General features: G+C 43.0%; 25 protein-coding genes. 13 read left to right on the forward strand and 12 right to left on the reverse strand.

Translation table 11 applies throughout. The features are described from left to right. Window positions 1-44: 44 nt before the first annotated feature. Window positions 45-614: a GIN domain-containing protein gene (locus WG905_RS08750; protein WP_339591335.1), complete on the reverse strand. Its 570-nt coding sequence runs from the start codon at window positions 612-614 to the stop codon at window positions 45-47. 340 nt (window positions 615-954) lie between these two features. Then, complete coding sequence (gene ybeY / locus WG905_RS08755; protein ID WP_339591336.1) at window positions 955-1389, reverse strand: rRNA maturation RNase YbeY; 435 nt, start codon at window positions 1387-1389, stop codon at window positions 955-957. A gap of 72 nt (window positions 1390-1461) precedes the next feature. Between ybeY and WG905_RS08760 the strand changes: the two genes are divergently transcribed. Beyond that, a complete protein-coding gene (locus WG905_RS08760) occupies window positions 1462-2238 on the forward strand; it encodes a glycerophosphodiester phosphodiesterase (protein WP_339591337.1) in 777 nt (258 codons plus the stop codon). 17 nt (window positions 2239-2255) lie between these two features. On the opposite strand, the gene WG905_RS08765 is transcribed toward WG905_RS08760, so the two are convergent. Next, on the reverse strand, window positions 2256-3284 hold the full coding sequence (locus tag WG905_RS08765) for a LacI family DNA-binding transcriptional regulator (RefSeq protein ID WP_339591338.1): 1029 nt from the start codon (window positions 3282-3284) through the stop codon (window positions 2256-2258). Window positions 3285-3423: 139 nt separating this feature from the next. Between WG905_RS08765 and WG905_RS08770 the strand changes: the two genes are divergently transcribed. Both WG905_RS08770 and WG905_RS08775 read left to right on the forward strand, forming a co-directional pair. Beyond that, window positions 3424-5886: a glycoside hydrolase family 2 TIM barrel-domain containing protein gene (locus WG905_RS08770; protein WP_339591339.1), complete on the forward strand. Its 2463-nt coding sequence runs from the start codon at window positions 3424-3426 to the stop codon at window positions 5884-5886. 104 nt (window positions 5887-5990) lie between these two features. Then, window positions 5991-7163 (forward strand): glycoside hydrolase family 88 protein, encoded by a 1173-nt coding sequence (locus WG905_RS08775; RefSeq protein WP_339591340.1) that lies wholly within the window; start codon window positions 5991-5993, stop codon window positions 7161-7163. A 70-nt stretch (window positions 7164-7233) separates the two neighbouring features. Here the strand turns inward: WG905_RS08775 and WG905_RS08780 are convergent, their stop codons facing one another. The 3 genes from WG905_RS08780 to WG905_RS08790 all read right to left on the reverse strand — a co-directional run bounded on the left by WG905_RS08780 (window position 7234) and on the right by WG905_RS08790 (window position 9714). Then, window positions 7234-7425: a cold-shock protein gene (locus WG905_RS08780; RefSeq protein WP_008241764.1), complete on the reverse strand. Its 192-nt coding sequence runs from the start codon at window positions 7423-7425 to the stop codon at window positions 7234-7236. A gap of 106 nt (window positions 7426-7531) precedes the next feature. Next, on the reverse strand, window positions 7532-8473 hold the full coding sequence (locus tag WG905_RS08785) for a hypothetical protein (RefSeq protein ID WP_339591341.1): 942 nt from the start codon (window positions 8471-8473) through the stop codon (window positions 7532-7534). 29 nt (window positions 8474-8502) lie between these two features. Beyond that, window positions 8503-9714 (reverse strand): aspartyl protease family protein, encoded by a 1212-nt coding sequence (locus WG905_RS08790; RefSeq protein ID WP_339591342.1) that lies wholly within the window; start codon window positions 9712-9714, stop codon window positions 8503-8505. A gap of 199 nt (window positions 9715-9913) precedes the next feature. Here WG905_RS08790 and WG905_RS08795 point away from each other — a divergent pair, with 199 nt between their 5' ends. From WG905_RS08795 to WG905_RS08805, 3 genes are read left to right on the forward strand one after another with little or no spacing between them, the layout of a single operon-like run. Next, window positions 9914-11152 carry a D-alanyl-D-alanine carboxypeptidase/D-alanyl-D-alanine-endopeptidase gene (locus WG905_RS08795; RefSeq protein ID WP_339591343.1) on the forward strand — a complete coding sequence of 413 codons (1239 nt, stop codon included), beginning with the start codon at window positions 9914-9916 and terminating at the stop codon, window positions 11150-11152. Further along, window positions 11139-12200: an aminotransferase class I/II-fold pyridoxal phosphate-dependent enzyme gene (locus tag WG905_RS08800; protein WP_339591344.1), complete on the forward strand. Its 1062-nt coding sequence runs from the start codon at window positions 11139-11141 to the stop codon at window positions 12198-12200. The genes WG905_RS08795 and WG905_RS08800 overlap by 14 nt, the downstream gene beginning before the upstream one ends. Window positions 12201-12234: 34 nt before the next feature. Continuing rightward, entirely contained in the window at window positions 12235-13416 is a 1182-nt protein-coding gene (locus tag WG905_RS08805; protein ID WP_339591345.1) for an MFS transporter, read from the forward strand. On the opposite strand, the gene WG905_RS08810 is transcribed toward WG905_RS08805, so the two are convergent. From WG905_RS08810 to porX, 4 genes are all read right to left on the reverse strand, one after another. Then, window positions 13403-14077, reverse strand: a complete 675-nt coding sequence (locus WG905_RS08810) for a M15 family metallopeptidase (protein ID WP_339591346.1) — start codon at window positions 14075-14077, stop codon at window positions 13403-13405. The genes WG905_RS08805 and WG905_RS08810 overlap by 14 nt on opposite strands. A 149-nt stretch (window positions 14078-14226) precedes the next feature. After that, window positions 14227-15453 (reverse strand): alanine dehydrogenase, encoded by a 1227-nt coding sequence (locus WG905_RS08815; protein ID WP_339591347.1) that lies wholly within the window; start codon window positions 15451-15453, stop codon window positions 14227-14229. 53 nt (window positions 15454-15506) lie between these two features. Then, the gene (tsaE, locus tag WG905_RS08820; protein WP_339591348.1) at window positions 15507-15932 is read right to left on the reverse strand and encodes a tRNA (adenosine(37)-N6)-threonylcarbamoyltransferase complex ATPase subunit type 1 TsaE; all 426 of its coding nucleotides are present in this window, start codon (window positions 15930-15932) and stop codon (window positions 15507-15509) included. A gap of 12 nt (window positions 15933-15944) precedes the next feature. Beyond that, entirely contained in the window at window positions 15945-17498 is a 1554-nt protein-coding gene (gene porX, locus WG905_RS08825; RefSeq protein ID WP_339591349.1) for a T9SS response regulator signal transducer PorX, read from the reverse strand. Window positions 17499-17559: 61 nt separating this feature from the next. Here porX and WG905_RS08830 point away from each other — a divergent pair, with 61 nt between their 5' ends. The 7 genes from WG905_RS08830 to WG905_RS08860 all read left to right on the forward strand — a co-directional run bounded on the left by WG905_RS08830 (window position 17560) and on the right by WG905_RS08860 (window position 24165). Then, window positions 17560-18783, forward strand: a complete 1224-nt coding sequence (locus WG905_RS08830) for an HD domain-containing protein (protein ID WP_339591350.1) — start codon at window positions 17560-17562, stop codon at window positions 18781-18783. A gap of 124 nt (window positions 18784-18907) precedes the next feature. Further along, on the forward strand, window positions 18908-19966 hold the full coding sequence (lpxD, locus tag WG905_RS08835) for a UDP-3-O-(3-hydroxymyristoyl)glucosamine N-acyltransferase (protein ID WP_339591351.1): 1059 nt from the start codon (window positions 18908-18910) through the stop codon (window positions 19964-19966). 13 nt (window positions 19967-19979) lie between these two features. Further along, entirely contained in the window at window positions 19980-21392 is a 1413-nt protein-coding gene (locus tag WG905_RS08840) for a bifunctional UDP-3-O-[3-hydroxymyristoyl] N-acetylglucosamine deacetylase/3-hydroxyacyl-ACP dehydratase (protein WP_339591352.1), read from the forward strand. Beyond that, window positions 21389-22174 (forward strand): acyl-ACP--UDP-N-acetylglucosamine O-acyltransferase, encoded by a 786-nt coding sequence (gene lpxA, locus WG905_RS08845; protein ID WP_339591353.1) that lies wholly within the window; start codon window positions 21389-21391, stop codon window positions 22172-22174. The genes WG905_RS08840 and lpxA overlap by 4 nt, the downstream gene beginning before the upstream one ends. 7 nt (window positions 22175-22181) lie before the next feature. After that, the gene (locus WG905_RS08850) at window positions 22182-22796 is read left to right on the forward strand and encodes an ABC transporter ATP-binding protein (RefSeq protein WP_339591354.1); all 615 of its coding nucleotides are present in this window, start codon (window positions 22182-22184) and stop codon (window positions 22794-22796) included. 158 nt (window positions 22797-22954) lie between these two features. After that, complete coding sequence (gene efp, locus WG905_RS08855) at window positions 22955-23515, forward strand: elongation factor P (RefSeq protein WP_339591355.1); 561 nt, start codon at window positions 22955-22957, stop codon at window positions 23513-23515. An 86-nt stretch (window positions 23516-23601) separates the two neighbouring features. Then, entirely contained in the window at window positions 23602-24165 is a 564-nt protein-coding gene (locus tag WG905_RS08860) for a 5-formyltetrahydrofolate cyclo-ligase (RefSeq protein ID WP_339591356.1), read from the forward strand. Here the strand turns inward: WG905_RS08860 and WG905_RS08865 are convergent. Next, entirely contained in the window at window positions 24150-25124 is a 975-nt protein-coding gene (locus WG905_RS08865) for a formimidoylglutamase (protein ID WP_339591357.1), read from the reverse strand. The genes WG905_RS08860 and WG905_RS08865 overlap by 16 nt on opposite strands. A 19-nt stretch (window positions 25125-25143) precedes the next feature. Beyond that, a complete protein-coding gene (gene hutI, locus WG905_RS08870) occupies window positions 25144-26391 on the reverse strand; it encodes an imidazolonepropionase (protein ID WP_339591358.1) in 1248 nt (415 codons plus the stop codon). Window positions 26392-26393: the final 2 nt, after the last annotated feature.

The following is a 26393-nucleotide window of genomic DNA, read 5'->3' on the forward strand; positions in this document are numbered from 1 at the left end:
GCTGTCTTTCTCTGCGTATAAACGGCAAATTCAGGGATCACGTGTTATCTTGTTGCCATCTCGTAAAGTTGCAGCAAAGCATCTGTTTTGGTATCCTCAATAGTGGCGGCATGTGTTCGATCAGTAAATTCTTCTGCGGTACCTGCTAAACTTAATTGGGCATCATTACCTACATTGACTGTTAACTGGGTAGTATTGATATTCATATCTGCTTTGGCCTGATCGCGCAAGGCAATATCTAAACCTAGTAAATAAAAACTGCCATAGGTTTTAACACTTGATTTATCTTCTAACTCAATGGCAGTCAAGTTTTTAACATGGACTTCAACTATTAATTTATCCCTGCTGAAGGAGCTGATGCGCAGCAGGCCATCCTTTTCCTGGATCAGGGCGTTATTGGCATAATAATCATTGTAAACTTTTACCTGGTCGGCTACATCCTGGATTAGAATCACTTCTACATTTCCGGATACAGCTATTTTATTGATTTTTTTAACGGAACCTATTATAGCGGTATTGTTTTCACCGTTTGCTGCTTTAGCAGCGATACTGCTTCCAAGTATAACGGTTGCAGCTAAGCTGGCAGCGATAAAGTTTTTGATGGCATTTTTCATGATTCCTGCGTGTTTTATTGTTTTTAATTGCGAACGTTTAACCCTTAATTGTTTGTAAATAAGACGTTAAAAGATCGAAAACGTTTCAGGAGATCTGCCAGATTTAGACCAGTTTCAGCCCATTGACGACCAACGCCATTTATATTTCGACGAAGGGAGGAGGGGTTGCAGGGTTTAGTCGAAGGCTGAGGAAAGATTGTTCAACAAAGAAGGAAAATTGATGGTTAATAGGGTGCTGGCAGGGGGTTGGTAGGGCCTTAGTAGGGCACTGGCAGGGCTAATTGCCCTACTAAGGCCCTACCAATGCTTAAGTAATGTCCTCGAGAGGAGGAGTTAGCTATTAATTTTCCTCCAACTGTTTCAGGTAATAGTCTTCTTTTTGTGTCATCAGCGTTTTATTTGCTTTCGATTTATCTTTATAACCCAAAAGATGTAAAGTGCCGTGCACCATTACCCGGCACAATTCAGCAGCTACACTACTTTTAAATTCCTTGGCATTTTCCTGGATCCGTTCTATACTGATAAAGATATCACCAACGATGGTTTTAGGTGTTTCTGAGTTGTCAAAAGTGATCACATCAGTATAGGTGTCATGGTTAAGGAATTGCTGGTTCATATTCAACAGGTATTCATCCGAACATAAAATGAAATTCAGTTCTTCTAAAGAATAACCTTCTGCTTTAATGGTTTCCAGCAACCATGTTCTGATGCGGGTTTTTTGTTTCAGGGTATAGGAAACGTCTTCATTAAAAAAATTGACAGCAATTTTGCTCATGGTAAATAATTTATGGCCGCAAATTTAGCAATTTAATTAAAAACCGTATTTTCCATAAATAATTGAAATGATATGAAACTTTTCCTTCCTGCTTTCTGCTGTTTAATACTTTTCGCTACGGCCAGCCTTGCACAGACTTTTCAATGGCATAAGAACCCGGTTATTGCCCACCGCGGTGCCTTTAAGAAGAAAAACCTGCCTGAAAATTCAATCGCAGCGTTAAAAGAGGCCATCCGTTTAAAGTGTTATGGTACTGAATTCGATGTCCACATGACCAAAGACAGTGTGTTGGTGGTTAATCACGATCACGATCACCAGGGGATGGTGATTGCCACTTCTACCTATGCAGCATTGAAAAAACTTCCTTTAAAAAACGGCGAATCTATCCCTACGCTGGAAAGTTATTTGAAGGAGGGCAAAAAGCAAGTGCGGACTAAACTTATCCTGGAGATTAAGCCTGATAAAGATCCTGAGCGTATGCGTGAGATAGCGGATGCCGTTGTGGCCATGGTTCGGAAATTAAAAGCACAGCAATGGGTAGAATATATAGGCTTTAATTATGCCTCTATGTTAAGGGTTTTAGCATTGGAACCAACAGCTACAGTGGCTTACCTTAATGGCGATGCCACTGCAGAGAAATTAAAGCAGGATGGTTTTGCCGGTGCTGATTATCATTTTACAGCGTATAAAACTAGCGACTGGTTTAGTAAGGCAAAGGAGCTTGGCTTAACGCTGAATGCCTGGACGGTAAATAACGCCGAAGACATGCAATGGCTGCTGGATAATAAGGTTGAATTTATTACCACCAACGAACCGGAATTACTTTTTGAAATTTTAAAAAAGAATTAAAATGTTTAAGCGGTGAACTAGTGTATGACCAGTGCACAATCGATCATAACTTTCTGATAATCGGCCATCCTGATTTCTTTATTCATCAATTTTAAAAGAAGCTGGATGGCCTTTTTGCCTACATCTTCAGGGTTTTCTTCTACAGAAGCCAAAGGCGGATTTTCTAGATAACTGATAAAAGGGCTATTGCCAAAGCCAATGCATTCTACTTCCTGACGATGGATATGGCGTAAATATTTAATGGCATCGAAGAGAACTGGCTCTTTAAAGGCGACCAGTGCTGTCGGTTGATGGGCTGGGTTTGAGAATAAATTCGCCATCGCGCTCACGGTGTTTTCTTTATTAAAATCAGTATAAGCAACCAGACTTGCCTGAAAGGGTACATGGTGATCTTTTAAGGCATTGATATAACCATTAAAACGATCATGTGTAAAATTGATCATTTTTGGTCCGCCGAGATAAGCAATATTGGTATGCCCGCGGTTAATCAAAAACCTCGTGGCTTCATAACATCCCTGAAAGGTATTCCCTAAAACCTTGTGACAGTTAAGGTTAAAACTCGGGTTGCGGGTATAATAAACGACAGGTACGCCCATCTGCTCAAACTGGTCGAGGTGTTTAAAGTTTTCCGTGTTTTTTGAAATCGCAACGATTAAGCCATCAACACGGCTTTTAAATAACATATCCGCCAGTTCAATTTCCTTTTCAAGGTCATCGTACGACTGGCTGATGATCACGTTGTAACCCTGTTCTCTTGCCATTTGTTCGATACCATAAATGCTGCGCGTAAAAAAATGGTCGCCTAAATGAGGGAGGATGACGCCAATAATCCGGGACTTCCTTCCTTGCAGGGAGATGGCTGATTGATTGGGGATATATTGCAGATCCCGGGCCATTTCCTGCACCCGTTTTCGCGTGTATTCATTAATGGTGGGGTAATTATGAAGGGCCTTTGAAACCGTAGAAATAGACATCTTTAATTTTGCTGCCATGAATTTCAGGGTAACAGGTTTGAGGATATGTATAGCTTCTGTTTTTGGAGGCATAACCGGACATCGTTAAAAAAATATTTCAAACGTTTGAAACGCTTCGAAAACAAGTTTATGGCTTTTTAGCGGATTTAACGAAATAATTAATGCTGAATGTTAATAGATTCGTCTGAAGAAGTTTTAAACTCACCAAATCATGTTAAAGTATACCAGATATATCCTCGTTTTTTGTTTTTTGCTGAACAGTAGTTATTCCTTCGGGCAGCAGGCCTCCAGGCTAAATGACAACTGGGAATTTATAAGACAAGATCTGGGAGGCATCTGGGAAGCCGTAAGGCCGGTAGGTGCAGGAAATCCCGAAAGTGTGCCCCTTTGGGAAAAAGTGAGTTTGCCACATAGTGCTAATGCTGTGGATGCCGTGGATCCTCATGTAAACTATTACCAGGGCCCCTCCTGGTACCGCAGCACGTTAAACATTGAAAATCCTTATGCAGCCGGCAGGACTTTATTACATTTTGAGGGCGCCGGACAAAAAACAGATGTTTATATACACACCACCAAAGTGGGGACGCATGTAGGTGGTTATGATGAGTGGACCGTAGATATTACGGATGCCGTAGCGGCCTTTAAAAAAACGGAGGTATACAACAAGCAATTTAAAGGCAAAATTCCACTTTCCATTCGTACGGATAATTCCAGGGACCTGGAAATGATCCCTTCTGATTTATCTGATTTTAATGTTTACGGCGGGATCTATCGCTACCTGAACCTGGTTTATACCCCGGCACTTTCTGTCGACAAAATGTTTGCCAAAGCTGAAGTGGACGCTGGCGGAAAGCTTGGGAAAGTTAAGGTGAGCACAAGATTTTATAACCCTAAACGTTTAAAAGAGGCACAAATTAATTTTAAACTGATAGATCCGAACGGAAAGGTGGTTGCCCGGGCACAAAAGTCACTGAAGGACTTGTCGGGAGATGCCCAAACATGGAGCTTTGAAGTAAAAAAACCACAATTGTGGAGCACAGAAAAGCCTTTGTTATACCAGGTTGAGTATGAAGTGGTATCGGCAGCCGGGAATTATAAGGGTAAAGAAAATATAGGCTTCAGAAACTTTGAATTTGTAGAAAAAGGCCCTTTCCTATTGAACGGACAACGCCTGCTTTTAAGGGGCACGCATCGCCATGAAGACCATGCTGGTGTTGGCCCTGCAATGACTGAGGATCAGATCCGCCAGGAGATGCTGCTGATGAAAGAAATGGGCGTTAACTTTATCCGCCTGGGGCATTACCAGCAAAGCCGGATTGTGCTGGATCTTTGTGATCGCCTTGGTATCCTGGTTTGGGAAGAAATTCCATGGTGCCGTGGTGGTTTGGGCGGTCCTGTTTACCAAAAACAAGCAAAAGACATGCTGACGAACATGATTGAACAGCATTATAATCATCCTTCCATTATTATCTGGGGTTTAGGAAATGAAAACGACTGGCCCGGTGATTTTCCTGAATTTGATAAGGAGAAGATAAGGACCTTTATGAAGGAGTTGAATGTATTGTCGCACAAGCTTGATCCTGAACGCTCGACAGCCATCAGGAGATGTGCTTTTTGCAGTGACATCGTCGATGTTTATTCACCCTCTATCTGGGCAGGATGGTATCGTGGGGCTTATACTGATTATAAAAAAGTTTCGGAAGATGAATTTAAAAAAGCCACCCGCTTTTTGCATGTGGAATGGGGTGGCGACAGCCATGCGATGCGTCATTCAGAAACGCCCAATGAAGCCTTAACCAAAATTAAAACGGGCGGTAGTGCAGATGAACGGGCAGGGGATGCCTCCCTTTATGGTGGTGCTGCCAGAGTTTCAAAAGATGGGGACTGGAGTGAGTCTTATATCAGCAATTTGATCGACTGGCACTTGAAAGAACAGGAAACGATGCCATGGTTAAGCGGTACGGCTTATTGGCCTTTTAAAGATTTCTCTACACCGGTACGTCCGGAGAATCCTGTGCCTTACATGAACCAAAAAGGTGTTGTGGAAAGGGATTTCACCCCGAAAGAATCCTTTTATGTTTTTCAGTCTTACTGGACCGAAAAGCCAATGGTGCGTATTTATGGGCATAGCTGGCCGGTGCGCTGGGGTGAGGAAGGCGAGGAAAAAATGGTCAAAGTTTATTCGAATGGTACTGAAGCGGAGCTCTTTCTAAACGGTAAAAGCTATGGCACCAAAAAGCGTAATTCACAGGATTATCCTGCTGCAGGTTTACGCTGGAACCTGCAATTCCTAAAAGGTGAAAATACCATCAAAGTGGTGGCTAAGAAAGGAAAAGTGACCGTTACTGATGACATTAAATTTAATTACCAGACCGAGAAATGGGAAAAACCGGCTGCAATAACCATCACTAAACTGGCACAGGATGGTGATATCGCTACTGTTGAGGTTAAATTATTGGATCAGCGTAAAGTGCAATGCCTGGATGCCGCCAACTGGATTAATTTTACGCTGAGTGGTGACGGTAAGCTGATGGAAAACCTGGGAACTTCTTCAGGCTCCAGCAAAGTGCAGGCTTACAATGGCAGGGCAATTATCAAAGTTAAATTAAATGGTGGTAAAAGCGTTGTTGCGGCTACTTCACCGGGTATGACAACTGAATTCATTTCCCTTTAAATTGATCGCGGAAGCAGTTTAGTTGAGGAATTTTTTAATAGGGCTTAAGTGTCTCAAGATGCTTATATTTAGCATCCTACAATAACCAAATAAATAAATCCCGTATGAAATTATCATTTAAACTAATGCTGGTGCTGCTGGTGTCTGGCAGCCTGGTGAAGGCGCAAAAGGTGAAGGTCTCCAAGGCTTTTGAATCTGCAACCAAACAAACCGACTTGCTCATCGGCCATGTAGATGCGGCAAGGAAATCGGCTCCTGAAAAGGTATCGCCCCGTACTGTTGAAAAAGGGAAATTAAAAATGGTTGTTTCCAGAGACTGGACCAGTGGTTTTTTCCCTGCTCAGTTGTGGTATTATTATGAGTTTACCAAAGATAAAAAATGGCTTAATCTTGCCCGTCGCTATACTGAAGACCTAAAAAACGAACAATTCAACAAGGGTACACATGATTTAGGCTTTATGATTTACGGCCCGTTTGGCAATGGTTACCGTTTAACAAATGATACTGCTTACCGATCGGTCATTATACAGGCTGCAGCGTCGCTTTCTTCAAGGTTTAACCCTACGGCGGGCGTCATTAAGTCCTGGGATCACAATACCGATAAATGGAAGTATCCCGTAATTATTGATAACATGATGAACCTGGAGCTGCTGTTCAACGCTACAAAATTAAGCGGCGACTCTTCTTTTTATAAAATTGCGGTTTCTCATGCTGATGTGACGATGAAGAATCATTTCAGACCGGATTATAGCTCATGGCATGTGATAGATTATGATACCAACAGCGGTATGGCTACCCAAAAGCATACGCACCAGGGTTATAGCCATGAATCATCATGGGCACGCGGACAGGCATGGGCCTTATATGGCTACACCCTGTGTTTCCGTGAAACAAATAATACCGCCTACCTGGAACAGGCTGATGGCATTGCTCAGTTTATTTTAACCCATAAAGCTACGCCTGCAGATGGGGTGCCGTATTGGGATTACAATGATCCAAAAATACCAGCGGCTCCAAGAGATGCTTCTGCGGCAGCGATAACGGCCTCTGCATTGTATGAATTGGCAAAATACAGTACGGAGGGCAAACAGTATAAGGCAGCGGCTGATAAGATCCTGGCTTCGCTCAGCTCGAAGTACACCAATAAGCCAGGAGAGAATTATGGCTTTATATTAGCACACAGCACTGGTCATTTGCCAGGAAACTCTGAAATTGATGTGCCGATTAACTATGCGGATTATTACTACCTGGAGGCTTTGTTAAGAAGCAAACAGTAGGAAAATTAAAACATAAAAAAAGCTTCCTGATGTGAATCAGGAAGCTAGCACGAGTGAGTTATAATAATTCTTAGATTACTTTAACATTAATCGCATTCAACCCTTTTTTGCCGCTTTCTACGTCATACTCAACTTTATCGTTTTCACGAATTTCGTCGATAAGGCCTGTTGAATGTACAAAGATTTCGCTATCGCCGTTTGCAGGGATAATAAATCCGAAACCTTTTGTTACATTAAAAAATTTTACTGTTCCTTCTTGCATTGTATTATGTATTAATAATTAAGTCTGCAAGATAGTAATTATTTTCAGATTTACTATAAATGCCGATTTTTTTGATAAATATATGGTAATAAGCATTTTGGTTACCCTATTTAACCCCTTTTACCGATAAGGTGATCTCACTTGAATGGGGTATCCCAAGGGTTGTACCGGGTTTAATGATCAATAGATTTTGCAGGTAAACGGAGATAATTCCTTCCAGTACTTTCTTCCGTACTTCATGGTATTCAGGGATATGGCCACTGAATGTGCCGAGGTGCATCTTGCCGTTCTCATCAACCAATACGGTGAAAGTATAACCAAAATCTTTATATGCTTTCTGGATAACGATCTTGTAGCTGGGGTATAGGTAATCATATGCGGGGGTCTTTCCGTTCAGCTCATCAACCGAGGAGATCTTCTTTACGGTGATCAGCTTGCTTTTAGGAATCAGCTCTACAGGCTGGCGGCCAGCGAATACACTGTCACGGTGGGTGGGATTGCGGTTGGCCCTTGCTGATAGTTCCCTGATGAAGGCTGTATCTCTGGCTGTGGGCCTTTGCAATTCCGCTGCAGTGGTTTTTAGCGTATTTTTGATATAGTCCTGTGCATAGAAGGTAAGGTTGACATCGGAACGGATATCCTTTGCAATTTCTTTATTGCTGACATACAAACGCTGCATCACGATGCTGTCTTTGGAAATGCTTTTTATGCGGAACCATTCTTTGGCGAAATTATAGACATCGCCATGATCGTAATGTAAATGAAAGCCCTGCATCGCTTTTTTCTGCGGACTATAAGCCATCACTGAATCGTTTGCTACAAATTGAATGATCCAGCTGGGTTCCTGCTGGAAACCCAATGTGTCGAACGACAAGCCATTGGAGAAGCGTCGTTTTACTTCCTCGAATTTAATCCCTTTAATGCTTTCAAAGGATAGCCTGGTTTTCGGGGCTGTTTTATTGGTTTTTACCGCTGATTCGGATTGATTACAGCTGTATAACAAAACACAGAGACTAAATATGCTGAACAGGAAAATGGATTTAAGCATGGAAAGTTATTTGGCGCAAATATAAAACCTTAAATCCGTCTTTTTAAAATCAGGATTTTGTAAAGCATTTTATCTTCACGGCCTAATTGCAGGATAATCCGCTTTCCATCACCACCTTTCAACATGTGATCGATGTCATCAAGGTTATAATCAGTCACCGGTTTAAAGTTCAGCGACAGCACCTGGTCGTTTGTTAAAATACCCGCTTCTGCTGCTGGAGAGTCTGGCTCAATTCTGCCCACAAAGTAAATATTGGGATCGCCCTGCTGTACATACACTTCCATGCCTGACATGTCGTGCTCAAAAGTGGCGTTTGAATAGGAATTGCGTTTCAGGTAAATTTCTCCCTGGGTATAATCTATCGTCAGGTCGAAATGCTTGAGCAGGTTGCTGCCAACATTGCCATTGCGCACCGACACCCCGGTTTTAGCTCCTGCCTGGGTAAAATCTGGATAGGAGGTAAGGACATCCTTAAAAGTAAAGCTGCCGATATCGACACGGTTCATTCGGCCAATGTGGCCACTGATTAATCCGGCGAAGCCTATACCCAGATTTGCCTTGATGGTTTTTTTGGGTAGCGGAAAGGGTTTGCCCTGATAAGCTTCCAGGGATATCGCATGACTGGCACCGATATCAAGGATCATTTTTACCTCCTTTCTTTCATCGTCGGTAGGACTGATAAAAAGCTGTATATAGGGTTTATTACTGATCATCTCTAAAGGAAGCCTTTCGCCTTTCTTCTTCAACTTGGTATCAGGCAGGGCAAAAGTCATCCTTTTAGCGGGATATTTAATTTTGACGGTGAAACTGTTGAAGAAATAATAGCCTATAAGACCATAAATACGTATCCCTACATGGTTTGACAGATTGAAGATGTCTTTTTTTAAAATGGCTGTCGGCATGTTGTCCATAATTGCGCTCTCCAGTCTTACGCTGATCTGGTTAGTTAAATAGGCTTCTATATCATTTCCTTCACCCAGTCCTGCCAGTTTGGTGGTGCGCAGCGATTTTAAATTCAGGCTATCAATAATGCTGGCATCGGTAATGATCAGCGGGTTCACTCCCGTATCCAGGATAAAGCTGTAGGGGCCTTTGCCATTGATGTAAAGAGGGACAATAATCAGGTTTTTGATCAGTACAAAGCTCATACTTTGTTTTTTACGATCGCCTTCGAAGCTGAAACGCTGGGCATGACCATAGCTGATGGTCAATAGTTGTATCACGGACATAATTAATATCATCCATATAGAAAATATTTTTATAGGCCGTAAAATGAATATCATGAACTAATTTAATAAATTAGACACAGATTCCCTAAGCAATATTACAGACCCTAAGCAAATAAATTTAAGCATGCATTTTAACCGGCTACCTGGTCATTATTTTATTTTTTGTACCTTATTTATACTCTTACTACAGTCTTGCGCTGTCAATAAACGCATGGCTAAACGGTTGGATAAAACTTTTAATAAGTCTACAGTAGTGAACCAATATGCGGTTGGTTTTGCCTTGTATGACCCGGAAACCAAAGAGATGGTCTATGAAAAGGACGCAGATAAATACTTTACGCCTGCTTCAAATACCAAACTTTTTACGTTTTATGCCGGCTTAAAAATGATTCCGGATTCAATCCCTTCGTTGCGTTATGTGGTTAAAGGTGACTCGCTCATCTTTTGGGGCACTGGGGATCCCTCTTTCCTGCAAACTCAGCTCAAAGGCACCAGAGCGCTTGAGTTCCTGAAAAATAGTCCGCAGCAGTTGTTCTTTTCGCCGGGCCGTTATACAGGCAACTTTTATGGCTATGGATGGGCTTGGGATGACTATAACGACTATTACCAGGCTGAAATTAATGAATTGCCCATGATGGATAACCTGGTGACAGCAAAAGCAGAATCAGGGAAAATGAAGATTTCACCAAGGTTGTTCACCGATTGTTTCTTTCCGGACAGCAGTCGTATAACAGGGAAGTTTAAGGTCATCAGAGATTTTGATACGAACGCTTTCCATTACCCACAGGGAGAAATAAGCAGTACTTTTAAGCAGGAAATCCCATACAAGGTTAATACGGCAACTACCCTGAGCTTGCTAAGCGATACCTTACACCGGGAGGTGGGACTGGTGCAAATGACCATTCCTGAAAACGCCAAAACCATTTATAACATTAAAACTGATTCTGTGCTGAAGCAGATGATGCTGCCCAGTGATAATTTTGTGGCCGAACAGCTGCTTCTGGTTTATGCCAACCAGATTTCTCCCGAACTTAACAGTCAGGCGGCAATTGCACATATTCTGAAAACCTATTTATCAAGCCTGCCAGATCGGCCTTATTGGGTGGACGGCTCTGGCCTATCCAGGAATAATTTGTTTACCCCGCGTACCATCATTGCCTTGCTGGGGCTAATTTACGACGAAGTTGGCGACCGTAACCGGCTTTTTTCCCTCTTGCCTGCTGGTGGAAAAAGCGGCACGCTGCAAAAGGCTTACCCTGCTACAGATACGCCTTATGTTTACGGTAAAACGGGAACTTTAGGAAATGTACACAACCAAAGTGGCTACGTATTAACTAAGAAAGGCAAACTATATATTTATTCTTTCCTCAATAATAACTTCGTTCTGCCTACGGCAACTGTAAGGAATGAAATGGGAAGAATTGTGACCATGATACATGAACGCTATTAATTTTAATCAACTTACAGGGGGTTTGGGCCCTAGAATCAATTACGGGGATCAGTCTTATCTCTATTTTGGTGGCACTGCCTATTTGGGCATTCCTCAAAACAAACGCTTTTTGGCTCATTACCTGGAGGGTGTCCATACCTTTGGACTAAACAATGGGACCAGCAGGAGCAATAATGTACAGCTGGGTATTTATGATGATGCTGAAAAAGCGGCTGCACAGCGTCATGGGGCGGAAGCAGCTTTAATTACTTCAAGCGGCTACCTCGCTGCGCAGCTCACGGTACTTCACTTTGCAGCATGGGGACAAGTGGTCTATGCACCACAGACACATCCTGCCTTGTGGGTTGCAGGTAATCCTGGTGTTTCCGGTTCTTTCGGCTATTGGAGTCGTCATGTCGTGGAGCTCATCAATAAAAGCAGAGCCACCCGCTGGGTCCTGGTCAGCAATTCTATCAATAACCTGTTCCCTGAAAGCTATGACTTTTCATTTTTGAAGGGCATTGATCCCGGAAAGGAAATTATGCTCATCGTAGATGACTCGCATGGCATTGGTGTGCTTGGACAGGGCTTAGGTTGTTTTCCCAGCTTACCGCAGCTTCCTTTTGTACATGTGGTGGTGGTAGCATCGATGGCGAAGGCACTTGGTGTGGATGCGGGCATGGTATTAAGTTCAGCGGCAATTATCAGGCAGCTGAAGAAAACACCTGTGTTTTTGGGCGCTTCTCCACCTGCCGCTGCCGGTTTATATGCTTTTATGCAGGCAGAAAAGATCTATGAGGCAGAAGTGCACAAACTGCAGTCGTTATGCCGTTATTTCTCCGCCGGATTGGGTGCTTCAAAAGCAGAATTTGCGGCTATGGATGGCTTTCCTGTTTATTTGAGTGAAGATCAGCAGCTTGCTGACGCCTTGCTGCAACAGAAAGTCCTTATCTCTTCGTTTGCCTATCCTGATCAGGATGGAGAATTGTTGAACCGGATTGTTCTAAGCAGCTGGCACCAGGAGGAGGATCTTGATATTTTATTGAAGCTGATGAGGTGTTTGGCGTAAAGGGCTTATCTTTGCAGGCATAATCCCATTTGTGATGCCGAAGAGTGATGATTCTATTTATACCCTGCAATTTGGGCTTGTCTGCTTAAGTTCTTTTCTTTTTTCTGCAAGCTTCAATATGCTGATACCAGAGCTGCCTGCTTATCTAACGGCCATGGGCGGCGCTGAATACAAGGGTCTCATCATTGCCCTTTTCACGTTAACGGCAGGCATTTCCAGGCCTTTTAGTGGTAAACTCACCGATACGGTGGGAAGAGTTCCAGTAATGGCCGTCGGTTCTGTGGTATGCGTTCTATGTGGTTTTCTTTACCCCGTTTTGACCACCGTTGCAGGCTTTTTATTTTTGAGGTTGCTACATGGCTTTTCTACAGGGTTTAAGCCTACGGCAACGGCTGCTTATGTGGCGGATATCGTTCCTGTAAACCGCTGGGGTGAGGCCATGGGGGTTCATGGTGTCTGTTTCAGTACGGGATTAGCCATCGGGCCAGCAATTGGGAGTACCATCACCGCCTATTTCTCCATCGACTACCTTTTTTACTGCTCTTCCTTGTTCGCCCTTTTGTCTATTGTGATTCTTGCCAACATGAAGGAAACCTTACCAAAGAAGCAAAAGTTCAATTTCTCGCTGTTAAAAATTACCAGGCATGAAATTATCGAAATCCAGGTCATCCCTTCGGCCATCATTACTTTTATGAGTTATGTAAGTTATGGCGCTATCCTAACGGTTATCGGCGACTGGGGTTCACATTTGGGGACGAGTAACAAGGGCTTGTTTTTTATGGTGTTTACCGTTTCCTCCCTGCTCATTCGCTTTGTGGCTGGAAAAGTATCTGACCAGCATGGAAGGGTGCTGATCCTGAAGATCTCGCTGGTGTTACTTGTAGCAGCGATGCTTTGGATTGGTATGGCCGGTTCTTCTTTATCTTTAATGGGGGCTTCGGCTTTATATGGTGTGGCAACAGGGATGCTATCACCAACTGTATCTGCATGGACTATCGATTTAAGCAGGCCTGAACATCGGGGCAAGGCCATGGCTACCATGTATATCGCTTTAGAAGCCGGCATCGGGATCGGTGCATTGTTTGCAGGATGGCTTTTTATCACTGATATTGCTATGATTCCGATTATATTCTACTGGTGCGCAGGGATTACCTTCCTGGCATTAATTTACCTGCACTACATTTACAAGGTGAGGAATCCTGCTAAAGGTGTTTAAAGGGGATATCCATCAATTCGAAGTTTTGCCAGCCGATGAAATCATAGTGCCACCATTCATTATGCAGCACTTTAAAGCCATGTGATTGCATGGTTCTAATAAGGAAGTCCCGGTTTTTCAGCACTGCTGCGGGCAGGTCCTGGTAATTGGCTGCCGCTGCCGCTTCAAAGCTATCGTAGGGCGTTGGCATCGGTATCTCTTCTTTCGTTTCGTAATTGATCAGTGTAAGGTCTATGGCACAGCCACGGTTATGTTTGGAACCCTTGGCCGGACTGGCAACAAAGTTTTTGTCTGATGCCTGCTGGTAAAATGCTACAGTGATGGCATAGGGACGGTAGGCATCGTATATTTTTAATCCGTAACCTTTCTTCCGCAGTTCTTTCTGGATATTTTTTAATTGCTCCACCACAGGCTTTCGTGCAAAAGCACGTGCTTCAGGATACATTACCCTTTTCATGAAATTGTTACTGCTTGCATATCGGATATCTAAGGTGATATCAGGGATTGCCGCTTTGATATCTACCAACTGCTTCTCCGGGGATTTTTTTACCGAGGCTTCGTAGGCGGCCAGCGTGCGGGTAACTTCGAGTTTTTGTGCAACAGCAGGTAGCGTAGTGGTGGCCCATAAAACAAGGACCGCGAGGCGTAACAGTATTTTCATTGGTATCTATTTATTTTGATAGGTTATGAAGCTATCGTCAGCTTATATTCATTGCTTTTTGTAAGCTGCAAGCTTATGATGGTTTCATTAAGCTATGCGTATATATTTCGTTAATTAATCAGCTTTAACTCGATTAACAGCTCCAATACTTATTGATTTGATACCACCAGCAGTTCGAGGTCTTTAAAGGGCAAATTAAAGGTGTTAGCCAGATCTTTACTGGTTAAATGACCCTGGTAAATATACAGAGCTTCCCTAATGCCCGGGCGGTTCCAAACGACATTCATTAAGCCACCCAGATCACCTATATCCATAAGTATGGGTGTCAGGATATTGGTTAGTGCATAGGAGGCCGTACGCGGGACCCTGGAGGCGATATTAGGGACACAATAATGGATCACGTCATATTTGCGGAAAACAGGATTGGTATGGTTGGTCACTTCCGAAGTTTCAAAACAGCCACCCTGGTCGATGCTCACATCAATAACCACAGAATCTGGTTTCATGCGACTTACGGTATCTTCCATCACCAGGCATGGACTTCTGCCGTGCTTGGAGCGAATGGCACCAATCACCACATCACAAGTAGTAATGGCTTTGGCCAACACGATGGGCTGCATGACTGAAGTGAATACCCTGCTGCCTAAATTGTTTTGCAGACGCCTGAGGCGGTAAATAGAGCTGTCAAACACCTTCACTGATGCACCAAGAGATAAGGCCGTACGCGCGGCATATTCACCTACGGTGCCAGCACCAAGGATGACGATCTCTGTGGGCGGCACCCCTGTAAAACCACCAAGCATCAACCCTTTACCGCCGGTCACGTTACTCAGGTATTCTGCAGCGATCAGGATGGATGTTGCCCCCACAATTTCACTCATGGCACGTACTACACTGAGTACATTCCCTTCATCGCGGAGGTGTTCAAAGCATAAGGCGTTAATTTTTTTATTCATCAAGGCCTTGATATAGTCCTCATTTAAATTGCCCATTTGCAGCGCCGATAAAAGCGTTTGGTTTTTATGCATCATGGCTATTTCCCCCAGTGTAGGGGGGGCAATTTTAACGATGATATCCGCGTCAAAAACTTCTTTTTTATGGTAGGTAATGATGGCCCCCTGTTCGCTGTAATCCCTGTCGGAAAAATTAGCACCAACACCGGCACCTGTCTCTATAACCACCTTATGGCCGTTGTTCACCAGCAGGGCAACGGACAATGGCGTGAGGGCGATTCTGTTTTCCTGGAAAGAGATTTCTTTTGGAATACCAATATACAGACTGTTGTTTTTCTGTTGAAGCGCTGATAAAGTCTCTTTAGGTTGTTGTAACCCTTTTTGAGCTATAGTGGCCATTCCTTCTCTTAATCCTGTAGACATTTTATAAATTTTTTTCGCTTAAATTTAACAATAATAAACTTAACTTGAATAACCTAAGGTTTAATTTTAACGAAGCTGATTCGCCGCTGAGCTTCATCTAAAGGTGTAATCGTTACCTTTATGTATTGGTCAGGCAATAGTTCAGCTATTTTTTCAGGCCATTCAATCAGGCAAATACAATCAGAATAAAAATACTCTTCATAGCCGATGTCATATGCTTCCTGCAAATTTTTGATACGGTAAAAATCAAAGTGGTACAGCGACTGTTGCTCCCTGTTAAGGTATTCATTTACAATGGAGAAGGTAGGACTGGAAACCACATCCTCCACACCCAGGGCATGGCAGATTTCCTTGATAAAAGTAGTTTTTCCAGCACCCATACTGCCTTCGAAGACGATGACCTTGTCATCGCCGGCAAATTCTAAAAGTTGATGAGCGGCCCCCTCTAAATCCTGGAGGCCGTTTATGTCTAGGTTCATGGTTTTAAATAACTAGCGTGAACTATAAGTGGCAATGGGAATGATCATTTCCTCCAATGAAATTCCTCCGTGCTGGAAGGTTTCATTGTAATAGTTTACAAATTGATTATAATTATTTTGATAAACAAAATACCTGTCTTCCTTGGCAAAGATATAGTTGGAACTGATATTAATTTTAGGCAATTGTGCCTCATGAGGGTTTTTAATCAACAGGACCTCTTTGGCATTGAAATTAAGGTTCCTGCCTTGTTTATAGCGGAGATTGGTATTGGTGTTTCTGTCGCCGATTACCTTACTTGGTCTTTTTACCCTGATCGTTCCATGATCGGTGGTGATGATTAATTTCACCTGTTTCTGACTCAGTTTTTTTATCAGCTCGAGTAGTGGCGAATGTTCAAACCACGAGAGGGTGAGGGAACGGTAGGCAGCATCGTCATTGGCCAGCTCTCTGATCATCTGCATGTCGGTACGCGCATGAGAAAGCATGTCAACGAAGTTATAAACGATAGCGTTGAACTCATTTTGCATGAGGTTGTTAAATTGCTCGTTCAAGGCCTTGCCATCATCATAGGTAAGGATCTTATTGTAGCTGAATTTACAATCTTTGCGAAGGCTGCGTTTGATCTGATCCGCTAAAAAAGCCTCCTCGTGCATGTTTTTGCCCCCTTCTTCATCGTCATTCTGCCACATAGACGGGAATTTCTTCTCCATTTCATATGGCATCAGTCCGGAGAAAATAGAATTCCTTGCATACTGAGTTGCCGTAGGCAGGATACTCGAATAGGTATCTTCCTCTTCCAGCCTGAAATGTTCAGTAATTAAGGGATTGATAATTTTCCACTGATCGTAGCGCAGGTTATCAATTAAGATAAAGAATACGGGTGTTGTAGAATTGATCAGCGGGAACACTTTCTTTTTCAAAAGGTTATTGGAAAGTAAAGGTGCTGTACCTTTGCCATTTACCCACCCCAGGTAATTATCTTCAATAAACTTAGAGAACTGCATATTGGCTTCTGCCTTTTGCATGGTGAGTATTTCATGCATCTGTGGATCGTCGAGTTTTTCAAGTTCAAGTTCCCAGAATACCAGCTTTTTATAAACTTCTACCCATTCCTCATAACTAAGCTTGTCATTTAATGTCATGCCAAGACGTCTGAAGTCCTGCTGGTAAGCCATCGAAGTTTTAGCACTGATCAGACGTTTGTTATCTATGATTTTTTTGATAGTCAGCAATACCTGTTTAGGATTAACCGGCTTAATTAAGTAGTCATCTATTTTAGAACCGATGGCATCTTCCATCAGGTTTTCTTCCTCGCTTTTTGTGATGAGCACCACAGGTACATCACTTTTTATGTTTTTAATGGCTGAAAGTGTTTCCAGCCCACTTAGACCAGGCATGTTTTCGTCTAGGAAAACAAGATCAAAATGTTCATTTCCAAAGGCTTCCAATGCATCATTGCCATTGGTGAAGGTGGTAACGTGGTAGCCTTTTTCATTTAATAATAATATATGTGGTTTTAATAAGTTGATCTCATCATCGGCCCATAGAATTTTGGTTTCCTGCATTATCTTTCAAATTTGTAAATAAAAATAGCAATTTTTGTACCGTATAATTTATTTAGCAGCTTTGAATAAAAAGAAAATAATAAATGACCCGGTATATGGTTTTATAAATATACCATTTCCGCTGGTATTCGATCTGATTTCCCATCCTTATTTTCAAAGGCTCAGGTACATCAAGCAGTTGGGTATGACACATTTAGTTTATCCGGGTGCCTTACATACCCGTTTTCACCACGCTCTTGGCGCCATGCACTTAATGAGCCTGGCCATTGAAGTGCTGCGGGGCAAAGGTCATGAAGTAACAAAAGAGGAAGAAGAGGCGGCGACTATAGCCATTTTGCTACATGACATTGGGCATGGACCCTTTTCTCATGCCCTGGAACATACCCTTGTAAAGGGCATCAAACACGAAGATCTTTCCATTTTTATCATGGAAAAGCTGAATATAGAATTTGGGGGCCAGCTGCGTACCGCAATTGCGGTGTTTAAAGGCGACTACCAAAAAAAGTTCCTCCATCAGCTCATCTCTAGTCAGCTGGATCTTGACAGGATGGATTACCTCAACCGGGATAGTTTTTTTACTGGAGTGAGTGAGGGTGTCATCAGTTTTGACCGCATCATCAAAATGTTTAACGTGGTTGATGATCACCTGGTGATTGAAGAAAAAGGGATTTATTCCATAGAAAACTTCCTGATTTCGAGGAGACTGATGTATTGGCAGGTTTACCTCCATAAAACAGTGATCGCAGGCGAGCAGCTGCTTGTCAAGATCCTGGAACGTGCCAGGGAACTGGCTTTAAAGGGTGAATTGCTTTTTGCAACACCTGCGCTGCAGCATTTTTTATCAAACCGCATCAGTGAGGGTGAGTTTTTTGGGCAGGAACTGCACCTGAAACAATTCATGAAGCTGGATGACCAGGATATTTTTGCTTCAATTAAGGTCTGGGAAGATCATCCGGATAGCATTCTAGCCCGTTTATGTACGATGTTAACCGGCAGGAATTTGTATAAAATAGAAATTACAAATCATGCGCCAGAAGAAGGCCGGTTGGAATTGCTTCAGGAAGAAGTGGCTTCAAAGCTTCAAATCAGCTTAAAAGAAGCACGTTATTTTGTTTTTAAAGACGTTATCAGGAACCGCGCTTATAATGCCGGGAGCGGTAATATTAATATATTATTAAAAAATAATAATCTAATTGATATAGCCAAGGCATCCGATTTATCCAACCTGGAGTCCTTAGATAAGACCGTAAAAAAACATATACTGTGCTATCCAAGAATAATTTAGCGTTTTTTAACAAAAGAATTCTATTTTTATTCCGTTTTTAGCTGATGTATATTCGAAAGAAATTTATAAGATAACCCGTAAAGGGTTTATTTGTTCATGTCAATTTAACATTTACCTTTGTAAAATGCAATTTACTGCCAAGCAGATAAGCGAATTATTAAGTGGAACCGTTGTGGGTGATGAAAACGTTCATGTGGCGGAGCTTTCTAAAATAGAAGACGGCAAACCGGGTTCCCTTTGTTTTTTATCCAACCCCAAATATGAAAACTATTTATACTCTACTAACGCCTCTGTCGTCATAGTAGGCATAGATTTCGTTCCATCACAAAAGGTTAAATGTACTTTAATTAAAGTTAAAGATCCATACAGCGCGTTTTCTATTTTGCTGGAGAAATACCAGGAGATCATGAGACAAAGCGCCAATCGTACGGGCGTTGAGCAACCCAGCTTTATTCACCCTACAGCGAAAATTGGTAAAAACGTTTACATCGCAGCTTTCAGTTATATTGCTGAATTTGTAGAGATCGGTGATAATTGCAAAATATTCCCCCAGGTTTTTATCGGAGACCATTCGCGCATCGGAAACGACTGTGTGATTCATCCCGGTGTTAAGCTTTACAACGGGTCGGTTTTGGGTGACCGCATCACCATACACTCCAATACGGTAGTCGGTAGTGATGGCTTTGGCTTTGCCCCGCAGACCGATGGTACTTATACAAAAATTGCACAGATAGGAAATGTAGTCATAGAGGATGATGTAGAAATAGGGTCAAATACTTCTATTGACCGCGCTACCATGGGCTCGACTTTTATCCGTAAAGGCGTAAAGCTGGATAACCTGATTCAGATCGCCCATAATGTGGATGTAGGTTCACATACGGTTGTGGCAGCACAATCCGGAATTTCTGGCAGTACTAAGTTGGGTGGAAATTCTATTATTGGCGGACAAGTGGGTATCGCCGGGCATTTAACTTTAGCCAAAGGCACACAGATTGGTGCTCAGGCCGGCTTAAATTTTAATATTACTGAAGAATATAAACAATGGCATGGTAGTCCGGCCCAGCCTTTAAGAAACTGGATGCGGGCATCGGTCATTTTTAAGCAGCTCCCTCATGTGGAACAGCGGATTGCTAAACTTGAAGCGGCAATTAAAGAATTAACTCTAATTAATAGAACTAAGTAGCATACAAGGAAAAATGAACGTTAAACAAAAAACCATAAAAGCGGAAGTCTCAGTAAGTGGTGTCGGTTTACACACCGGTGCTAATGTGACCTTAACTTTTTGTCCTGCTCCGGAGAATCACGGGTTTAAATTTCAACGAACTGATCTGCCGGGCCAACCGATAGTGGATGCAGATTGTGATAATGTAACCGATACGGCCCGTGGCACGACCATCACTCAAAATGGCGCCAGCGTGAGCACGGTTGAGCATGTGATGGCCTCCTTGGTAGGGATGGACCTGGATAACGTTTTAATGAAGGTTGACGGACCGGAAACGCCTATTATGGATGGCAGTGCCATCCTCTTTGTAGAAGCGCTTGAAAGTGCGGGCCTGGTTTCTCAGGATGTTGACCGTGAATATTTTCAGATCCCGCATAACATTACTTATACCGAAACTGACAGAAAGGTTGAGATCGTAGCAATGCCTTTAGATGATTACAGGTTTACCTGTATGATAGATTATAATTCGCCTGTGTTGGGCAGTCAGCACGCAGGTATTACCAGTATTGCTGAGTTTAAAAAGGAAATTGCTTCCTGCCGTACATTTTGCTTCCTGCATGAACTGGAGTACCAGTTAAAAAACAACCTCATTAAAGGTGGCGATTTAAATAATGCCATCGTAATTGTGGATAAGGAAGTGACGCGTGAGGAGCTCGATCACCTTGCCACCATCTTTAAGCGTCAGGATATTGATGTTGCCCCACAAGGCATTCTCAATAACATGGAGTTGCGCTACCAGAATGAGCCTGCCAGACATAAGCTTTTGGATATGATTGGTGACCTTGCCCTGGTAGGGGTACACTTAAAAGGCCATATCATGGCGGCTCGTCCCGGACATGCGGCTAATATTGCTTTTGCTAAAAAGATCAAAGCGGCAATTAAAAAAGAGAAAAACAAGAAAATACAACATATTTACGATCCAGCGGCAAAACCTCTATATGATGTGATGCAGATCATGGATATTTTACCACACAGACAACCTTTTTTGTTCATTGATAAGATTCTTGAATTAACCAAAACCTATGTAGTTGGTGTGAAGAATGTGACCATGAATGAAGAGTTTTTCAGAGGACATTTTCCGGGTGCACCGGTTTTACCTGGAGTGATCCAGATTGAAGCCATGGCACAAACTGGAGGTGTATTAGTGTTAAGCACAGTCCCTGATCCAAGAAATTACCTTACTTATTTCCTTAAAATAGATAATGTACGATTCCGTGCCCAAGTGTTACCTGGAGATACCATCGTTTTTCGGTGCGATCTAGTTGAACCAATCAGAAGGGGGATTGCTCAAATGAAAGGCGTGGGCATGGTTGGTGAAAAGATAGTGGTGGAAGCAGAAATGATGGCCCAGATTTCAAGAGTAAAAGATAGCGAACGCACCTTATGATTCAACCCTTAGCATATATACACCCCGAGGCCAAAATTGCAGACAACGTAGTAATAGAACCTTTCGCAGTTATACATAAAGATGTAGAAATTGGAGAAGGCACCTGGATTGGATCTAATGTAGTGATCATGGATGGTGCCCGTATTGGCAAGAATTGCCGCATTTTTCCTGGGTCAGTGATTTCAGGTATTCCACAGGATTTAAAGTTTGCAGGCGAAAAAACTACTGCAGAAATTGGCGACAATACAACCATCAGGGAATGTGTTACCATCAATAGGGGTACGAAGGATAGATGGAAAACCGTTATTGGCAGCAATTGCCTCTTACAAGCCTATACACATGTGGCTCACGATTGTGAAGTCGGTGATTACTGTATCTTTTCAAACAGTACCACACTGGCAGGCCATATCACTATTGGTGATTATGTGGTGCTGGCAGGACTGGTCGCTATTCATCAGTTTGTTAAAGTAGGTTCTCACGCTTTCATTACCGGTGGTTCTTTGGTACGTAAAGATGTCCCTCCCTATGTAAAAGCCGCAAGAGAACCGCTTTCTTATGCAGGGATTAACTCTGTTGGGTTAAGAAGAAGAGGTTTCTCTCCTGAAAAGATCAATGAAATCCAGGAGATTTACAGGGTGCTTTTTGTTAGGCATAATAATATATCCAAGGCTTTGGATATTATTGAAGCAGAATTTCAGCCTACAGAAATCCGTGATGAAATTGTTGACTTTATCCGTAACTCCAACCGTGGTGTAATGAAAGGTTACGGCTCGGGAAGCTAAAATTACAATGACAATAGACTTAAAGAGTGCCGGCCGCCGTTTCAACCAGGAGTGGATCTTCAGAGATATCACCTACCAGTTTGTAACGGGGGGTAAATACGCCATTTTGGGGCCAAATGGCTCTGGAAAGTCTACCTTGTTAAGTATGCTCATGGGTAATTTATCGCCTTCTGAAGGCAGTATCTCTTACCACCACGACAAGGTAATTCCTGTCGAGGACTTATACAGATACATTAGTTTTGCAGCGCCTTACCTTGATCTGATCGAGGAATTTACCCTGCAGGAAACCATACAATTCCATTTTAAATTCAAAGCTTTTCATGAGGGCATGAATGCAGATCGTGTTTTGGAGCGCCTTGGCCTCGCCAAATCGCAGGATAAAGCATTAAAATACTTCTCCTCCGGAATGAAACAGCGAACTAAACTTGCGCTCGCTTGTTGTTCAGATACGCCCATTCTTATGCTGGATGAACCCACTTCAAATCTGGATCTTCAGGGCATGAAATGGTACAAAGACCTTATTCATGAATTTACTGAAAACCGCTTAGTCCTGGTCTGTTCAAACCAGGAAGCGGAGTACGGTTTTTGTGAACATTTAATACAGGTCACCGATTATAAATAGGGGGAGCCTTCGCTGACTTTTCTAATTGAAATGTCAAGAATCCGGGGAAATATAGCCTTACAAATATTTTTTTTATTTACTATTGTAGAATCAATTAATTGTCTTTACCTTTGCGGCACGAAATAGGGTCGGAGAGACGGACTCAATTTCAAATAAAAATGGCAAAAGCATCAGAAGTAAAAAGTGGTAATATCCTTCGGTTTAACGGAGAATTAGTACAAGTAGAAGAGTTCCTACATCGTACGCCCGGCAACCTGAGGGCTTTCTACCAGGCAAGGATGAGAAATATCAAGTCCAGCAAATTGGTTGAGTACAGATTCAGAACAGACGAAGAAGTTACGATCTGCAGAGTTGAAACTAACGATTACCAGTACCTGTATGAAGAAGCCGATTTTTTAGTGGTGATGGATAACACCTCTTTTGAGCAGTTTAACATTCCAAAACAATTGTTTGGAGAGTCTTTACGCTTCATAAAAGAAGGAATGAATGTGATCATCGCGTTTGAAAGTGATGAGCCCATTATGGCACAGGCGCCACCACATGTTGAATTAGAAATTACCTACACGGAGCCAGCCGTAAAAGGCGACACTTCTACCAGTGCATTGAAATATGCTACAGTAGAAACCGGAGTAGAAATAAAGGTGCCGATATTTATCAACCAGGGCGATAAGGTTAAAGTTGATACACGTACAGGCGACTATATAGAAAGAGTTAAGTAAGAATTTTCATAGTTTAGTTTTAGGTTTAGGTTGATTGTGGCTTCGGAGTGGTTCCCGAAGCCATCTTTTTTTATCTTTGTTTGTAAATGAACAAAGCAGAAATCAGAAAAGCAGCCATGCAACGCAGAAATGCTTTAAGTCCCCTTCAACTACAGGAACTCAGCCAGCAGCTGTTGACTCAGTTCTCCCGGCTTGACCTGAGCACGGTCAACGTCATTCACCTTTTCCTTCCCATTGAAAAGAAAAAAGAACCCGACACGTATCTTATGATCGACTGGCTGCAGCTCCACCATCCTGCTATTAAAATACTGGTACCCAGGGCCGACTTTAACACGGCGCTAATGACCCATCATGTCTATACCGATAGCAAAGGCCTGGAGAAGAATATTTTCGACATCATGGAGCCTCAAAACGAGCATGCGCACCAAGGCGACATTGATATGGTATTGATCCCTTTGCTGGCATTCGACCAGCATGGCTACCGGGTCGGCTATGGCAAAGGCTTTTATGACCGCTTCCTTCAAGGCATCAGCACGAAGAAAGTCGGATTGTCACTGTTTCCTCCCCTCGCTGAAATAACCGACACAGATGTGCATGATGTAAGGATGGACCTTTGCCTTACCCCAGATAAAATTTATGAATTTGACTGAGCTTTAATAAAGTCTGTAGCCAGGTAAACAAGGGCTTTTGCGGTACTTTGATCGGTACGGCCATCACTTAATGCCACAGCTCCCTCTGCAAGGTGCAAGTACGACAATTTCTTTTTCGTGGTCATCACCATCTTGCGAACGTCGTTCAGCGTAAAGCCTGAAGGCGTAGCCGCACTTGACAACATATTTTCTATGGAATCAAGGTCAATCTCCAGGCCCATACGGTAGTCGAAAGACTTATTGAAATCAGCCCAAACGTCCGTATGATCGCTGGTTTTGACGAGTTCATCAAAATAAATGTAGCTGATGTTATCGCTGCTTTCAATTTTCCTGAGCACCGCCGCATTATTGTAGTTTTCCTGCAAGCCATAAATACCGTAATTTTCCAGATAGCCATCTTTAATGGCATAACTGAAGGCATTGCCGCTATGGCGGGAGCCCGTGCTTCTTAAGTCAGCATGTGCATCAATGTTAATCACATCCACAGCTTTGCCTTTGGCTAATGAAAAACCCTTGATAATGGGATAGGCATTGTTATGGCCTCCGCCAATAACAACCGGCACCTTTCCAGCTGCAATGATGCTGCGGATTACAGGATACACCAGGTCGTCTATTGCGTCAACTTTAGCGCTCAAAGCTGCAAGGCTATCCTCCTGTGGCGGGTCAAATTCGAAATGACCAAGCAAAAGGATCTCCTGACCTGTTAAAAACCCCGTACTCTGAACGTTGACCAGGGTTTTTAAAAAAGGCTCCCAGGTGCCTGCTGTGCCTGCAATACCATGGTTTGCGCGTACACCGTAATCTTCGGGAATGCCTAAAACTACAAACTGAGCATTGCTGTGGGCAATTTCTTCCAGTGAAGTAACGGTCTGCATCTTCTGACCGATTTTTATCTCTCCGTCCCTGATATTGGTGATGGCCAATAACTCCGTATGGGTATACAGTTTAAATCCTTCCATGTCAATACAATAGCCTAATTTAATATATTTTACCGTTGATGATCATCTTTTCCATTTGCGGCTGACCAAAGCTATAGGGCAGGAAAGCCAGTGAAGCGGTGCCGGGCCGGGTAACAAAAAAGTTGGCTCTTTTGCCCTTGGTGATGCTGCCCAGGGTAGCGCCGAGTTCCATGGCTGCGGCACCATTTAAGGTAGCGGCATTGATGGCCTCTTCGGGTAGCATTTTTAGTTTGATGCAGGCCAGGGAGACCACAAAGTTCATGTTCCCCGAGGGCGATGACCCTGGATTATAATCTGAAGCAAGCGCAACAGGTACATTTGCATCAATTAATCCCCTCGCATTGGCGAAAGGCATGTTCAGGTAAAAAGAGCAGGAAGGCAATAAGGTAGCGATGGTGTTCCCGCCTTTTAAACATTCAATAGTGGCATTATCGGTCGCTTCAAGGTGGTCTACGCTTAGCGCATGGTGTTGAACACCGATTTCCACACCGCCGGAAACGGAGAGCTGGTTAGCGTGTATTTTTGGCCTCAGGTTATAGATGGCCGCAGCACTTAAAATCCGATCTGTTTCTGACACAGAGAAAAAACCTTGTTCACAGAAGACATCTATATAATCAGCAAGGCCTTCACCAGCCACCTTTGGCAACATGTCGTGAATGATCAGGTTAATGTATTTTTCATGATCATTTTTATATTCCTGAGGATAAGCATGTGCCGCTAAGAAACTCGCTTTAACGGGTATAGGTGAAGATTCTTTAAGTCTGCGGATCACCCTTAGCATTTTTAATTCACTTGCTGTGGTCAGACCATATCCACTTTTAATCTCTATTGCGCCGGTTCCTTGTTGAATAACATCTTCCAGGCGGACCAGGGCGCTATCGAACAACTCCGTTTCTGTAGCTTGCTGCAGGCTCCGTGCGGAATTTAAAATGCCGCCCCCTGCAGCAGCAATTTCCTCGTAACTTTTCCCTTGAATTTTCATCACAAACTCCTCTTCCCGGGATTTAGCAAAGACCAGGTGTGTATGTGAATCACACCAGGATGGAAATACGGAGCCGCCACGAGCAGAAATCACCTCCAGCGAATTCGGTAGGTCTTCAGGAAGCGCTGTCATCAAGCCGAAGTCCTTGATCAGGCCGTCTTCACAAAGCAGCCAGGCGTTTTTCAAAACCGGAAGCTGCGACAACTCCTGGCCACGTAATAAGGTTACATCGGCAGGATGGGTGCCGGCCAGTAAGCCAATTTCTGTCAGGAGTAATGCAGGCATAG

The sequence above is a fragment of the Pedobacter immunditicola genome (assembly GCF_037482985.1).
GTDB classification, from domain to species: domain Bacteria; phylum Bacteroidota; class Bacteroidia; order Sphingobacteriales; family Sphingobacteriaceae; genus Pedobacter; species Pedobacter immunditicola.

Excerpts from the sequence above, each read along its gene's own strand:
- WG905_RS08795 (WP_339591343.1), top strand. The coding sequence starts at position 9,914 with ATGGCTAAACGGTTGGATAAAACTTTTAATAAGTCTACAGTAGTGAAC.
- WG905_RS08860 (WP_339591356.1), top strand. The coding sequence starts at position 23,602 with ATGAACAAAGCAGAAATCAGAAAAGCAGCCATGCAACGCAGAAATGCT.
- tsaE (WP_339591348.1), bottom strand. The coding sequence starts at position 15,932 with ATGAACCTAGACATAAACGGCCTCCAGGATTTAGAGGGGGCCGCTCAT.
- WG905_RS08800 (WP_339591344.1), top strand. The coding sequence starts at position 11,139 with ATGAACGCTATTAATTTTAATCAACTTACAGGGGGTTTGGGCCCTAGA.
- WG905_RS08790 (WP_339591342.1), bottom strand. The coding sequence starts at position 9,714 with ATGATATTAATTATGTCCGTGATACAACTATTGACCATCAGCTATGGT.
- WG905_RS08760 (WP_339591337.1), top strand. The coding sequence starts at position 1,462 with ATGAAACTTTTCCTTCCTGCTTTCTGCTGTTTAATACTTTTCGCTACG.
- WG905_RS08780 (WP_008241764.1), bottom strand. The coding sequence starts at position 7,425 with ATGCAAGAAGGAACAGTAAAATTTTTTAATGTAACAAAAGGTTTCGGA.
- WG905_RS08805 (WP_339591345.1), top strand. The coding sequence starts at position 12,235 with ATGCCGAAGAGTGATGATTCTATTTATACCCTGCAATTTGGGCTTGTC.
- WG905_RS08750 (WP_339591335.1), bottom strand. The coding sequence starts at position 614 with ATGAAAAATGCCATCAAAAACTTTATCGCTGCCAGCTTAGCTGCAACC.
- WG905_RS08785 (WP_339591341.1), bottom strand. The coding sequence starts at position 8,473 with ATGCTTAAATCCATTTTCCTGTTCAGCATATTTAGTCTCTGTGTTTTG.
- WG905_RS08765 (WP_339591338.1), bottom strand. The coding sequence starts at position 3,284 with ATGCCTCCAAAAACAGAAGCTATACATATCCTCAAACCTGTTACCCTG.
- WG905_RS08770 (WP_339591339.1), top strand. The coding sequence starts at position 3,424 with ATGTTAAAGTATACCAGATATATCCTCGTTTTTTGTTTTTTGCTGAAC.
- ybeY (WP_339591336.1), bottom strand. The coding sequence starts at position 1,389 with ATGAGCAAAATTGCTGTCAATTTTTTTAATGAAGACGTTTCCTATACC.
- WG905_RS08815 (WP_339591347.1), bottom strand. The coding sequence starts at position 15,453 with ATGTCTACAGGATTAAGAGAAGGAATGGCCACTATAGCTCAAAAAGGG.
- WG905_RS08775 (WP_339591340.1), top strand. The coding sequence starts at position 5,991 with ATGAAATTATCATTTAAACTAATGCTGGTGCTGCTGGTGTCTGGCAGC.
- efp (WP_339591355.1), top strand. The coding sequence starts at position 22,955 with ATGGCAAAAGCATCAGAAGTAAAAAGTGGTAATATCCTTCGGTTTAAC.
- porX (WP_339591349.1), bottom strand. The coding sequence starts at position 17,498 with ATGCAGGAAACCAAAATTCTATGGGCCGATGATGAGATCAACTTATTA.
- WG905_RS08840 (WP_339591352.1), top strand. The coding sequence starts at position 19,980 with ATGAACGTTAAACAAAAAACCATAAAAGCGGAAGTCTCAGTAAGTGGT.
- WG905_RS08810 (WP_339591346.1), bottom strand. The coding sequence starts at position 14,077 with ATGAAAATACTGTTACGCCTCGCGGTCCTTGTTTTATGGGCCACCACT.
- WG905_RS08850 (WP_339591354.1), top strand. The coding sequence starts at position 22,182 with ATGACAATAGACTTAAAGAGTGCCGGCCGCCGTTTCAACCAGGAGTGG.
- lpxD (WP_339591351.1), top strand. The coding sequence starts at position 18,908 with ATGCAATTTACTGCCAAGCAGATAAGCGAATTATTAAGTGGAACCGTT.
- WG905_RS08865 (WP_339591357.1), bottom strand. The coding sequence starts at position 25,124 with ATGGAAGGATTTAAACTGTATACCCATACGGAGTTATTGGCCATCACC.
- hutI (WP_339591358.1), bottom strand. The coding sequence starts at position 26,391 with ATGCCTGCATTACTCCTGACAGAAATTGGCTTACTGGCCGGCACCCAT.
- lpxA (WP_339591353.1), top strand. The coding sequence starts at position 21,389 with ATGATTCAACCCTTAGCATATATACACCCCGAGGCCAAAATTGCAGAC.